Origin of the sequence: Devosia sp., assembly GCF_965229025.1 — a bacterium.
GTDB lineage: Bacteria > Pseudomonadota > Alphaproteobacteria > Rhizobiales > Devosiaceae > Devosia_A.
This window is the reverse complement of sequence record NZ_OZ245853.1, coordinates 1,514,831-1,527,839: the sequence shown is the minus strand read 5'-3', so window position 1 is coordinate 1,527,839 and position 13,009 is coordinate 1,514,831. Positions and strand designations below refer to the sequence as shown.

12 protein-coding genes are annotated in these 13,009 nt (G+C 62.4%); 9 read left to right on the top strand and 3 right to left on the bottom strand.

The genetic code is table 11. The annotated features are described in order from the left end of the window. The first annotated feature begins 92 nt into the window (after positions 1-92). Entirely contained in the window at positions 93-1,073 is a 981-nt protein-coding gene (locus tag ACO06J_RS07635) for a pentapeptide repeat-containing protein (protein ID WP_421760106.1), read from the top strand. Here the strand turns inward: ACO06J_RS07635 and ACO06J_RS07630 are convergent. Continuing rightward, on the bottom strand, positions 1,051-1,938 hold the full coding sequence (locus ACO06J_RS07630; RefSeq protein WP_421760105.1) for an SDR family oxidoreductase: 888 nt from the start codon (positions 1,936-1,938) through the stop codon (positions 1,051-1,053). The genes ACO06J_RS07635 and ACO06J_RS07630 overlap by 23 nt on opposite strands. A 95-nt stretch (positions 1,939-2,033) precedes the next feature. Here ACO06J_RS07630 and ACO06J_RS07625 point away from each other — a divergent pair, with 95 nt between their 5' ends. Further along, entirely contained in the window at positions 2,034-2,873 is an 840-nt protein-coding gene (locus ACO06J_RS07625) for a helix-turn-helix transcriptional regulator (RefSeq protein WP_421760104.1), read from the top strand. 183 nt (positions 2,874-3,056) lie between these two features. Further along, entirely contained in the window at positions 3,057-3,545 is a 489-nt protein-coding gene (ssb, locus tag ACO06J_RS07620) for a single-stranded DNA-binding protein (protein ID WP_421760103.1), read from the top strand. 77 nt (positions 3,546-3,622) lie between these two features. Here ssb and ACO06J_RS07615 read toward each other — a convergent pair whose 3' ends face one another. Both ACO06J_RS07615 and ACO06J_RS07610 read right to left on the bottom strand, forming a co-directional pair. Next, a complete protein-coding gene (locus ACO06J_RS07615) occupies positions 3,623-4,150 on the bottom strand; it encodes a hypothetical protein (RefSeq protein ID WP_421760102.1) in 528 nt (175 codons plus the stop codon). Next, positions 4,147-6,444: an efflux RND transporter permease subunit gene (locus ACO06J_RS07610; protein WP_421760101.1), complete on the bottom strand. Its 2,298-nt coding sequence runs from the start codon at positions 6,442-6,444 to the stop codon at positions 4,147-4,149. Before ACO06J_RS07610 ends, ACO06J_RS07615 begins: the two co-directional genes overlap by 4 nt. Before the next feature lie 331 nt (positions 6,445-6,775). Here ACO06J_RS07610 and gyrA point away from each other — a divergent pair, with 331 nt between their 5' ends. The 6 genes from gyrA to ACO06J_RS07580 all read left to right on the top strand — a co-directional run bounded on the left by gyrA (position 6,776) and on the right by ACO06J_RS07580 (position 13,008). Then, on the top strand, positions 6,776-9,520 hold the full coding sequence (gyrA, locus tag ACO06J_RS07605) for a DNA gyrase subunit A (protein ID WP_421762466.1): 2,745 nt from the start codon (positions 6,776-6,778) through the stop codon (positions 9,518-9,520). Then, on the top strand, positions 9,520-10,014 hold the full coding sequence (locus ACO06J_RS07600) for a GNAT family N-acetyltransferase (protein WP_421760100.1): 495 nt from the start codon (positions 9,520-9,522) through the stop codon (positions 10,012-10,014). Before gyrA ends, ACO06J_RS07600 begins: the two co-directional genes overlap by 1 nt. A 79-nt stretch (positions 10,015-10,093) precedes the next feature. After that, positions 10,094-10,714, top strand: coding sequence for a LysE family translocator (locus tag ACO06J_RS07595; protein ID WP_421760099.1), 621 nt, complete (start codon positions 10,094-10,096; stop codon positions 10,712-10,714). Between the two features lie 62 nt (positions 10,715-10,776). Then, positions 10,777-11,397, top strand: coding sequence for a LysE family translocator (locus ACO06J_RS07590; RefSeq protein ID WP_421760098.1), 621 nt, complete (start codon positions 10,777-10,779; stop codon positions 11,395-11,397). Between the two features lie 547 nt (positions 11,398-11,944). Next, positions 11,945-12,436: a pantetheine-phosphate adenylyltransferase gene (gene coaD / locus ACO06J_RS07585; RefSeq protein WP_421760097.1), complete on the top strand. Its 492-nt coding sequence runs from the start codon at positions 11,945-11,947 to the stop codon at positions 12,434-12,436. Further along, positions 12,433-13,008, top strand: a complete 576-nt coding sequence (locus tag ACO06J_RS07580; protein WP_421760096.1) for a peptidylprolyl isomerase — start codon at positions 12,433-12,435, stop codon at positions 13,006-13,008. The genes coaD and ACO06J_RS07580 overlap by 4 nt, the downstream gene beginning before the upstream one ends. The last annotated feature ends 1 nt before the right edge of the window (position 13,009 follow it).

The following is a 13,009-nucleotide window of genomic DNA, read 5'->3' as shown; positions in this document are numbered from 1 at the left end:
GCGCCTAAGCTGCCGGGTTGCGTAAAAAGCATATCCGGTGCCAGATTGCCCAGACGGCGCCCGCTTCCCAGGGAGTGCAGATGTCTGAGACCTTGCCAGAAGCGACCGCAACGCCCGCCGTTGAAGGGCGCCAGCAGAGTTGGACCAAGGGATGGATCGATCTCTGGATCGAGTCGCCACCGTTTCGCCTGCTGCTGATTGCCGTTGAACTCAGCTCGTTCATCGTTGGCGCCGTGAGTGTCTATTACGCAGCGCAAGCGCTGGACGTCGCTAACGAGACGCGCCGGGACCAGCAGGTCTCGGAGGCGCGTCAAATGCTGCTCAATCCGCCACCGGGCCTCTTCGACATCGGCGAGGCCGCGCGGACCATTCTGTCGAGTGGGCGCAATCTTACCGGCCTGCAGCTCAATTGCGGCACAGGTCTGGTGGCCAGGACAGCACCGGGGCCGCGGTGCCAGCCGACGATGTATATTGGCGAAATCGAGCTTTTGGAGTCGCCTTCCAAGGCCGTCTCGGTCGCCGATCTCCCGCCTCGGCAAACCATGCGCTATGTCATCGAGCGCTCTCAATTCGATGGGGTCAACTTCTACGACAGCACGTTTGACGGAGTAGGGCTGTTCGACGCGCGCTTCTACTCCAGCAACTTCTCACGGGTGGCGTTCAATCACTGCCGCATTGAGTCGTCCGTCTTCAACGACGCCTACATCGAGGATACGTCATTCGAAAACTGTGAGATCTCATCATCGAGCTTCGCTGGCGCCGACCTGAGGCGCACCAGTTTTGAGGGCACCTCTATGTTCGAGGTGAATATCAGCGGAGCAACGCTGTGTAGTGAACTGAATTGCGTATCCGGCCTCACGACTGAAAATCTTGCAGGCATGTACTATTTTGACGATGACCCACCGATCCTGACTGGCCTGCTGGTGCCTGCTGACCCCAAAGTGTGCCCGGCGGCCAGTCGCGCGAACATGGTACCGGGCGGCGTCGCCAATTGCGGCGCCCCAGTGCGGAGCGTTCCGAATATTCCGGCTCCCGGGCAGGATTTCCCCTCTAGTGAGACGGGCGGGACGTGAAATAGTGCCCTTCGCCAAGATCGGCCAACAGGTCTGACTCGACCGGCTGCCACCCAAGCGAAGCACGCGTTGCTGCGCTTGAGGAGGGCAGGTCCATCCCGGCGAAACCTGCGAGGAAGCCGAAATGCGCAGCGGCCTCATCCGGCGTGAGGCTCACCACGGGAACGCCGAGCTGCCGCCCGATCACCCCCGCGATATCCTTGAACGCCACACCCTCGTCAGCGACCCCGTGATACCAGGCCTCGGGCTCCGCCTTCTCCAGTGCCAGCCGAAACAGCCGCGCGGCGTCCAGCCGATGCACCGACGGCCAGCGGTTCTGCCCGTCCCCAAGATAAGCGGAAATGCCCTTTTCGCGGGCCGACCTGATGATCATTGGAATGAACCCATGGTCACCCTCGCCATGCACCGAGGGCGGCAGCCGCATAACCGAGACGTTGACCCCGGTGCCTGCGACAGCCGCAGCGGCACCTTCCGACGTAAGACGCGGATGCGCGGCATAGTCGGGGACTCGGACTCCATCGGCGGAGAAGCCCGTCCCTGCCGTGACAATCAGCGGACGCCCTGATCCAGCCAGCGGCGCCCCAAGCGCCTTGATGATCTCAAGGTCGGCGGCGCAGTTAGCGAGATAGGTCGAGAAATTGTGGTTGAAGGCCGTGTGGATCACGCCATCGACGCCAGTCGCGCCTACCCTCAGACTTTCGAGATCATCTATATTGCCGCGATGGACCTCTGCGCCAGCAGCGAACAGTGCCTCGGCACCTGCCTCCGACCGCGTCAGGCCCAGCACCTGATGCCCAGTCGACAACAACTCCTTGACGACGGCCGAGCCGACAAACCCGGTCGCGCCGGTCACGAAAACACGCATGGGACACTTCTCCATTTAAGTTGTCCCCTTGTGATGCCTCCTCTTATCCGGGTAAAGTAGTGACATTATCCAGGTATAAGAACCAACAGGCCTCCATGTCTGCCATCAGCGAAAACCTTCTCGGCACCTTTCTCAAGGACCGCAGGACCAGGCTTGACCCCACGGCGTTCGGGCTGCCGATGACGCGGCGGCGCACGCCCGGTCTGCGTCGCGAGGAGGTGGCGCAGCGCGCCAATGTCAGCCCCACCTGGTACACCTGGCTGGAGCAGGGACGCGGCGGCGCGGCCTCGGCCGACGTTCTCGACCGCATCTCCCGCGCTCTGCTGCTGACTGAAGTAGAGCGCGAGCACCTGTTCCTCCTCGGCCTCGGCCGCCCGCCACAGGTGCTCTACCGCACGCCCGACCCCGTGACCCCGCGCCTGCAACGCGTTCTGGATGCATTCGTCGCCACGCCGGCGACCATCCGCACCTCGACCTGGGACATAATCGCCTGGAACCAGGCCGCAAGGGCGGTGCTGATCGACTACAGCCAGGTTGAACCGGAGCGGCGCAACGTCCTGCGCATGATGTTCTGCGATCCGCGCATGCGTGAGGCGCAAGCGGATTGGCTGGCTTCAGCCCGCTACGTCGTTGCTGCCTTTCGGGCCGACGTCGCCCGAGCCGGCGCTGCCGACAAGGTGCAGGCGCTGGTTGATGAACTCCACCGCATCAGCCCCGAATTTGCAGCGATCTGGGCCGAAAACGAGGTGCGCAGCACATATGGCGAGATCATCAAGACGCTGCGTCACCCGCGCGCGGGCTTGCTCAACCTCGAATACTCGTCCTTTGCCGTCGATGGCCGGCCTGATCTCGAGATGGTGGTCTACACCCCCGCCACTCCTGTGGACGCGGCACGTGTTGCGGCCCTGATGGGCGGCTCGCAGCCAAGCGCGTGAAATCACGCGGTCGAGCTATTGACTCTGTAGCAGCAAAAGAGAACATATAAGGAACAAACAGCGGTTCCTGTGGGTGCTAACGCTTTGTTGGGGCGCTGCTCCGGTGAACCCGATAACATACGCCCTTCAGTGCGGTAGGACGTGCGCCAAAGCTGGCGCGCTCCGGGAAAGAAAGGAAATGCCATGGCTGGTAGTGTGAACAAGGTCATTCTGGTGGGCAATCTCGGCAACGAGCCCGAGGTGCGGAACCTGCCCAATGGCGGCAAGGTGGTGAACCTGTCGGTCGCGACCTCCGAGCAGTGGCGTGACAAGAACTCCGGCGAGCGCAAGGAACGCACCGAGTGGCACCGCGTGGTGATCTTCTCGGAAGGCCTGGTCCGCGTCGCCGAGCAATATTTGCACAAGGGCTCCAAGGTCTACATCGAAGGCCAGCTGCAGACCCGCAAATGGCAGGATCAATCCGGCGCCGACAAGTACTCGACCGAAATCGTGCTGCAGGGCTTCAATTCGACCCTCACCATGCTCGATGGCCGTGGTGATGGCGAAGGCCAGTCGACCGGCTTCTCTGCGCCGCGCGAGTCGACCGGCGGCAGCCGCCCCGAAGGCCGCCGTCCAGCCCCATCCGCCCCCGCCTTCCAGTCCGGCAGCATGGATGACGACATCCCGTTCTGAGAGTTCGTCTCAGCGAATTGTCAAACAAAAAGGGCGGCCCTTGGGACCGCCCTTATATTTTCCGCTTATAGGCGCACTTACTTCGTGAACGGTACCGAGGCCTTCAGCGTGCTGCCGTTGGCGTTGAACAGAACGTCGAAATCGACATTGATCTTTGCCGGCTTCAGCGTGATCGCCGCGCTGATCGTCAGATCGTTGCCTTCCTCGTCCTTGTCGCGTTCCTTGAGGTTGAACACCAGCCCATCGCCCTGGCGCTTGCCGACGGCGAGTCCGTTGAACGTCACGTTCGAGGTCATCGCCGCTTCGAAGCGGTTGGCGCTGTCGTTGTAGGCGAGCGTGCCATTGACCGACAGAGTGGTGCCCGCCAGCGTGCAGCGGCCCGAATAGTTGACCTTGTCGTCATTGCCCGGCGACAGCGTCATGCGGCAGACCACGGCTTCCTTTTCGGCGCCGATCATTTCGCCGCGGCCCTTCCAGGTACCGATATAGGACTTCAGCAACTCCACATCCGCTTTGGCAGCGAAGACGGGGCTTGCCGCCAACGGGGTAAGAGCCACGAGACCAGCGAGCGCGACAGCACGCGGCAGGGGTCCGAACAATTTCATTTCCTAACGCCTCCAAGCGGATGAAAGTATCGCCCCCCGGCGACAAGCAGAGCCGGCAGAATGAACACATCGCCGATCAATGCAAGGGCGAGCGTTATCACAAACAAGGTCCCGAACAAGGCGACCTGCGGCAGTTCCGAAAACATCACGATCGCCGTGCCGGAGCAAAGGATCAGCGTTGCAGCAACGATGGCACCGCCGATCCGTTCCATCGTGTGATGAACCGCATCCATGTGGCTGTAGCCCTCTTCGCGCCGCGCATGCAGATAGTGCGACAGGAAGTGCGTGGTGTCGTCCACCGCAATACCGAACGCGATCGTCAGCGACAGCACAGTCGTCAACTGCAGTCCCGAGCCTGAGAAATAGAGATAGGCCTCGGTGCCAAGGATCGGGAAGAGGTTTGGAATGGCGGTGGCAGTTGCCACCCTGAGCGAGCGGAACGCAAAGCCGATCAGGAACAGGTTGACGATCACCGAGATGGTGAGATCGAGTTGCAGGCCGCGCACGATATTGTCGGTCGCGTACGTGGTCATCACCCGGAACCCTCCCACCTCAGCGCCCTCGATACCGGCCGCCTTGATGTCGTTCTGAATGCCTTCCTTGAGCTTGATCAGTTCCTCGGAACTGATGATTGTCGGCATGAAGCCGGTCACCAGCGCCTTGTCGCCAGCGTCCGTCACGAAGCGCCGCTTCAGGTCGCCCACCGCGTTGAAAATCTGCTCGCGGGTGAACCCGGATTCGGCGTAGTGCGTGAATGCTGCCGCCGAGATCACCTTGTTCTTGCCGAGATACTTCTCGGCAATCTCATGCACGACCTTGACCTTTTCGAAGTCCTTGTCGCCCACATTGGCGATGCCTTCGTCGAGCGGCACGCTGATATAGAGCGGCGCCACACCGCCCACGCCCTGGTCGATGTTTTCGGCCGCCGTCAAAGCGGTCGAATCCTTGGCCATGAAGTCTTCGAAAGAGAAGTGCGGCTGGATCAGGAAGTAGGGGATCAGCAGTAGCCCGGTGCCGACGATCGCCAGCGCCGCCACGGCACGCCCGAACTTCCGCGCCACAAACCAGGCCACCGGGATCGGTGCGCTGATCGCAAAGCTCGGCTTGGGCGCCTTGAACCCCATCCGCACCGCCAGCTTCAGCAGCAGCGGCAGGAAGGTCATCAGGCAGACGAAATTGGTCAGCGACGCGATCGTGCCGGCCATCGAGAATTCCTGGATGCCCTGGCCTGCGGTCAGCGACAGAGAGGCGAATGACACCAGCGTCGTCAGCATGGTCAGCGAGCTCGCCGGACCCACCACCCGCACGGTCTCGTCCACAGCCTTGTATGGATCCATGCCATCGCGCCAGTAGGCGAGCCAGTTGAAGATGAAGAACAGGCTTTCGGCGAAGGCGATCACCAAGACGATCGTCGTCACGATGATGGTGAGGAACGAGAATGAGCCGAAGGCGAAAATCACGACGCCCATCACCCACATCACGGCAACAAACGGCGTCGCCGCCACCAGCAGCGCGCCGACCAGCGAGCGCAGCGACAGCAGCGCAATCAGCGCGCCCAGCACGAAGCCGTAAACCGTGAACTTTACCTGGTCGCCCACAGCGGCCGTCAGCATTTCCGAGGTCCAGATCGGCGGGCCGGTGAGCTGGATGTCGACGCCATCCATCTGGTAGGCCGAAACCAGTTCGCGAAGATCCTTGATCATCGCCTTGGTGCCGTTGCCCTTTGTAGCTTCCGGCTTGGGGAACACGATCACCACCACACCGGAGAGGTCCGGGTTGATGAGGTTGCGCATCATCGGGTCGTTCTGCTGCAGGTCGGTCAGCGCCTGCCGGATCTCCTCCGGGCTCGTCATCCCCTCGGGCACAGCAGGCAGGGTGGTCCCATCCGCCGCCGGTTTTCTCAGCGTGAACGCCGACATTGTTCCCGAAATATAGTCCGAGTTGGCAAGGTCGAGCGCCATGGTGCGGATGTTCTCCAGCACCTCCGGGTCGGTCAGCCGGTCGGTCTTGACCAGGATATAGATGTCGTTCTCAAACGTACCGAACGTCTGCGACAGATGATCGTAGGCGTCATATTCCGGGCCTGAATGTGCGTAGACGCGCAGCAAGTCGCCATCAACGCTGATGCGCGGCAGTTGGACCGCGCAGAATATCGAGACCAGCAGCACAAACAGTGCCACCGCGCGTGGGCGTTTCAGGGTGAGATGGCCGAGCTGCTCAAGGCCGAAACCGATGGTGCGATCATGCCCGAAGGCCCAATTCCATAGGCGGGATCCCAACGAATCCTTGGACAATAGAATCAACTCCCTAAACTGTCGCCGCCCCGAATTTGGCGCGGATTACTAAGGCCTCAATCCGCCCGCGTCCAGCCGCTCACCCCCGATTGCTTGCCCCGCGAGACCCGATTTCCACCCGCCGTTGCCGCAAACCCACTCCATTTGGTGCAAGGGCCTCGAATTCGGCATCATTGCAGCCGATATACGTTTGCAGTGGAAGACCATGTGTTAAAGCACCCATCCCCGATGCGGCCATTGGTTTTGCCGCGAGGAATCGCATAGACCCTCACAATCTTCGACAACCTGAATACGGCCAGTGACAGACAAGACCGAAGACCCGACCGGCTCAATGCCGCCGTCCGACATCGCCCCGATCTCCATCTCCGACGAGATGCGCAAGTCGTATCTCGATTACGCCATGAGCGTGATCGTCAGCCGCGCGCTCCCCGATGTGCGCGACGGGCTGAAGCCGGTGCATCGGCGCATTCTCTATTCCATGCACGATCAGGGCCACGTCTGGAACAAGAGCTACGTGAAGTCGGCGCGCGTCGTCGGCGACGTGATCGGTAAGTATCACCCGCACGGCAATGACGCGGTGTACTTCTCGCTCGTCCGCATGGCGCAGGATTTCTCGCTGCGCGTCATGCTTATCGACGGCCAGGGCAATTTCGGCTCGGTTGATGGCGATATGCCGGCCGCCATGCGCTACACCGAAGTCCGCATGGCCAAGGTTGCGGATTCTCTGCTCGATGACATCGACAAGGACACCGTCAACTTCAAGGACAACTACGACGGTTCCGAGCGCGAGCCGGTGGTTCTTCCGGCGCGCTTCCCCAATCTCCTGGTCAACGGCGGCAGCGGCATCGCCGTCGGCATGGCAACAAACGTTCCCACCCACAACCTGGGCGAGGTGATCGACGCCGTTCTCGCCATGATGGAGAACGAGTTCGTCACCGTCGAAGAGCTGATGCAGGTGCTGCCCGGTCCGGATTTCCCGACTGCGGGCATCATCCTCGGCCGTTCCGGCATCCGCCAGGCCTACGAGACGGGCAGGGGCTCCATCCTCATTCGCGGCAAGGTCGCGTCCGAGGAGATCCGCAAGGACAAGGAAGCCCTGATCATCACCGAGATTCCGTATCAGGTGAACAAGGCAACGATGATCGAAAAGATCGCCGAGTTGGTGCGCGAAAAGCGCATCGAAGGCATCTCCGACATCCGCGACGAATCCGACCGTAACGGCATGCGCGTCGTCATCGAGCTGAAGCGCGACGCGGTTCCTGACGTCGTCCTCAACCAGATCTTCCGCTTCACCCCGCTCCAGTCATCCTTCGGCTGCAACTTCGTTGCGCTGAACGGCGGCAAGCCCGAGCTGATGAACCTCCGCGGCATGCTGACGGCCTTCATCAACTTCCGCGAGGAAGTGGTGACCCGCCGCACGCGGTTCCTCCTCAACAAGGCGCGCGATCGCGCCCACATCCTCGTCGGTCTCGCAGTTGCGGTGGCCAATGTCGATGAAGTCATCGCGCTGATCCGCTCCTCGCCCAATCCCAATGCCGCGCGCGAAAGCCTGATGCTGCGGGACTGGCCGGCCCGCGAAGTGGCGCCACTCATCGCGCTGATCGACGATCCGCGTCACAAGATCGGCGAAGATGGCACCTTCCGGCTTTCCGACGAGCAGGCCCGCGCCATCCTCGCCCTCACCCTCAGCCGCCTGACCGCGCTGGGCCGTGACGAAATCGGCAACGAACTGAACGGGCTTGGCGCCGACATCGAGGATTGTCTCGCGATCCTCCGCTCCCGCGAACGCGTCCGTACTATCATCCGCGACGAGCTGGTCGAAATCCGCGACCAGTTCTCGACCCCGCGCAAGACCACCATCGACGATAGCGCTGGCGACTTCGAGGACGAAGATCTCATCGCCCGCGAGGATATGGTCGTCACCGTTACCCACGGCGGCTATATCAAGCGCGTGCCGCTCTCGACCTACCGGTCGCAGCGCCGTGGCGGCAAGGGCCGCTCCGGCATGGCGACCCGCGACGAGGATTTCGTCTCGCGCCTCTTCGTCGCCAACACCCATACGCCCGTACTGTTCTTCTCGTCCGCCGGGCAGGTCTACAAGCTCAAGGTCTGGCGCCTGCCCATGGGCGAGCCCCAGGCGCGCGGCAAGGCACTGATCAACATCCTGCCGCTCGATCAGGGCGAACGCATCACCTCGATCATGCCGCTGCCCGAGGATGAGGCTGATTGGCAGAAGCTCGACATCATGTTCTCGACCACGCGCGGCACCGTACGCCGCAACTCGCTGGCCGATTTCGTCGAGATCAACCGCAACGGCAAGATTGCCATGAAGCTTGAAGAGGGCGACGGCATCGTCGATGTCGCCACCTGTTCGGCCAATGACGACGTGCTGCTCACCACCTCCGGCGGCCGCGCCATCCGCTTTGAAGTCGGCGATGTTCGCGTCTTCAAGGGCCGCGATTCAACCGGCGTGCGTGGCATCACTCTCGGCGATGGCGAAAAGGTCATCTCCATGTCGATCCTCCGCCACTTCGAGGCGACACCGGCCGAGCGCAACACCTTCCTCAAGCAATATGGCGCGACACGTCGTGCCCAGAGCGGGGAGGGCGCTGAAACCGAAGCCACGGCACCTGTCGAGGAGTCCGAAGAGGAGTCCGGCGAGGTCGCGCTGTCGGTCGAGCGTTACGCTGAAATGGGCGGCTCGCAGCAGTTCGTCCTCACCCTCACCGAGTTCGGCTTCGGCAAGATCTCCTCGTCCTTCGACTTCCGCATGACCAACCGCGGCGGCAAAGGCATCCAGGCGACCGACCTCAGCAAGTTCGATGAGATCGGCCAGCTTGTGGCGGCCTTCCCGGTCGACGAGACCGACCAGCTCATGCTGGTCTCCGACGGCGGCCAGTTGATCCGCGTCCCGGTCGATGGCATCCGATTTGCCAGCCGCGCCACCAAGGGTGTCCGCGTCTTCAAGACAGCGGCCGGCGAAAAGGTCGTCTCGGTCGAGCGCATCAGCGAGCCTGAAGAGCAGCCCGACGATGGCGAGGCCCCCACCGCCTCAGGCGAGGGCAGCGAGGGCTGATGCGGGTACTTGCCGGCGAGGGCGTTGCCCTCGAACCGCAGGTTGCCGCACACGCCTCCGAGCTGTTCGCGCTCCTCACCGACGCGCGGCTGTACACCTATCTCGATGATCAACCACCCCTTGACGAGGCGAGCCTGCGGGCTCGCTTCGTTCGTCTGGAGGCAAGGCAATCGCCAGATGGAACAGAACGCTGGCTGAACTGGGTCGTCCGTGCCCGTGTACCTCTCGTCGGCTACGTCCAGGCCACGATCTTCCCAGACTACACCGCGTCCATCGGTTATGTGATCGGCGCCAATCATTGGCGCCGGGGATATGGGCGAGCGGCAGTGTCGGCAATGCTCACTGAGCTTGCGGAGGTCTATGCGGTGCGCCACGCCAGTGCGACCATAGATCGCCAAAACGAGGGCTCGCGACAACTGCTCCTCAGTCTAGGCTTCGCTTGGGAACTGGAACTCGAGTCAGGCGAACAGCGGTATGGACGAGAATTGACGTAAAAAGAGCGGCTTGTTAACATCATGTCCGCGCCAGCAGCGATTTTGATCATTTTTGTCACAACTATTTCCGGACCAAGCCATGTTCTCCCTCTCCACCCTCATCCCTTATCTCGGCGCCTGTTTCATCCTCGCGATGGTCCCGGGCCCCACCGTCACCGTCATCATCGCCAATGCGCTGGCCCGCGGCACGCTGGCCGGCCTCTCGATCATCGCCGGCACGCAGCTTGGCCTCGTCACTATGATCCTCGTCGTCGCCAGCGGCATGCAGGCGCTTGTGGCGTTCATGGGCTTTGCCTTTGACTGGATCAAACTGCTTGGCGCTGCCTATCTCATCTGGCTGGGCTTCAAGATGCTGCGCTCAAGCGGCGATCTTGGTGCTGCCGAAGTGCAGAAGACCAGGCGCTACCGCGACCTGATCCTCGAAGGCTTCCTCGTCATCTGGGCCAACCCGAAAGCGCTGATCTTCTTCGGCGCCTTCCTGCCGCAGTTCGTCAGCCTCGAGCAGCCGACCTTCCCGCAGATCGTCGTCCTCGGCCTGTTCTTCATGGCCATCGCCGGCGCCACCGACTCGCTCTACGCCATCGTCGCTGGGCGCGCCCGTGGCCTCCTGACGCGCACCCGCGTGCAACTGGTCAGCCGCATCTCCGGTGTTATCCTGATGTGCGGTGGGCTCTGGCTTGCGCTGCTCAAGAAGGCCTGAGGGCAGGGCACTGGCGTGATCCAGGTGCGGGTGCTACCCCAGCGCGCCGCCGAGACCTCGCCATGCCCGATCTACCCGTCCTGCTCTCTTTCATCGTGGCCGCCTTCGTGGTGGTAATCGTCCCCGGTGTCACCGTCTCAGCCGTCGTCGGCACCTCGCTGGCGCGCGGCATGGCGGCGGGGTTCTGGATGGAAGCCGGTGTCCAGGTTGCGCGCTTCACCATGGTGCTCGTTGTGGCGCTGGCGCTTGAAGCGGTCACGGGTGTCGTCACCGCCGCCTACGACATCATCAAATATGTTGGCGCGGCGTATCTGGTCTGGATCGGCTGGGGATACCTCACCAGCCGCCACGGCCTCGCCGCCGGTCGCGCCATCGCCACGCGGTCGCCGCTCCAGCAGGCCGTCGCCGGCTTCGTCGTGCTCTGGAGCAATCCCAAGGCGCTGATCTTTTTCGGCGCCTTCCTCCCCCAGTTCGTCGATCCCCGCTACCCCGCCTGGCCGCAGGTCATCGTCCTCGGTCTCATCGAAATGGCCGCTGGCCTGCTCGCCGACGGCGCCTACATCATCCTCTCCGCCAAAGCCGCCAGCACCCTCGCCGGCAACCGCCTCCTCCTCGTCAACCGCATCGCCGGCGTCATCCTCATCGCCGCCGCTGTCTGGCTGGTTGCGCAGCACCGCACATAGGTTCCGCCAAGAGTCGCCCCTCCCACCAGCCGTCATCCCAGCGAAAGCTGGGACCCAAGCATCAGCCCGCGCAGGTGGTGAGTTGGGTCCCTGCGTGCGCAGGGATGACACCGAGTTTGTGTTTTAGGTCAGTGACTTGGCACCACTTATCCCCACACCTTCCAGCAGTGCTACATTCCTCCCCGTTCCCCACACGGACGCGGTCGCGACGAACGAACGGTGGGGGATATCGGGAGCCAGGGAAGTCGTTCCCTGGCGGGCCGATGGCATTGGCAACCGACCGACAAGTCAGGATTCGTCTTGGTAACAAGTCGCGATGAGTGCTTGCCAGTACGCTCCCCGATGTCAGACGCTTAACTCAGACCCCGATGATCCGGCGTGGCGACGGCCATCCAAAAATGCGGTCTACCCGCGTCGGCAATCGCCACGCCGGATCCGTCCACTTCAAAACCCAGAAGCCGAACGGCTGTCGGGCGCTTCGGCTTGCCATCGGTTTTCAGCCGTGACACAACCCCGGCGCAGAAAACCGAGGGGAGGGCGCTCCGAAATGGCGAGACTGGTAGGCTTTTACCCCGGTTCCTTCGATCCGCTGACCAACGGGCATCTCGATGTGATCGAGCGCGCCTGCAAGCTGGTCGATACGCTGGTGGTCGCCATCGGCACACACCACGCCAAAAAGCCGCTGTTTTCGCACGAGGATCGCCTCGCCCTCCTGAAGGCCGTGCTGGAGCCGATCGGCAAGCGAACGGAGACCGAATTCCAGTTCGTCGATTTCTCCGGCCTCATGGTCACCGCAGCTCGCCAGGCTGGCGCCAGGCTGATCATTCGCGGCCTCCGCGATACCACCGACTACAATTTCGAAATGCAGATGGTCGGCATGAACGCCCAGATGGCGCCTGACCTGCAAACTGTCTTCCTGCCCTCCAGCCCGCATGTCCGCCACATCTCGGCCACGCTCGTACGGCAAATCGCCGAGCTCGGTGGCGACATCAGCGCCTTCGTTCCAGCCATTGTCCTAAAGGCTCTCAACAAAGCATGACCAATCCCCTGACTCGCGCCGGCCTCATCGTCGGCCTCATCGTGGCGGCCATTGCTGCCTATTTCGCTCTCCAGATCGTCACGCCCCGCGCCGCCATGGCAGCCGAAGGCAAGCCGCACTGGATCCTCGAGCTCAAGGACGGCACGGTCGATATCGAACTGCTGCCCGAGCTCGCCCCCAACCACGTCCAGCGCGTCATCGAGCTGACCGAAAAGGGCTTTTACAACGGCATCGTCTTTCACCGCGTAATCGATGGCTTCATGGCCCAGGGCGGTGATCCGACCGGCACCGGCATGGGCGGCTCCGACCTCCCCGACCTAAAGGCCGAGTTCAACACCACCGAGCACTTCACCCGCGGCGTCGTCGCGGCGGCGCGCTCCAGTGACCCCGACAGCGCCAACTCCCAGTTCTTCATCATGTTCGCCGACGCCCCCTGGCTCGATGGTCAGTATACCATCTGGGGCAAGGTCGTTGCCGGCATGGATATCGTCGACAAGATCAAGAAGGGTGACGGCGACCAGCCGGTGGTCAGCCCCGACAAGATCATCTCCGCCACCATCAAATACGAGTAAG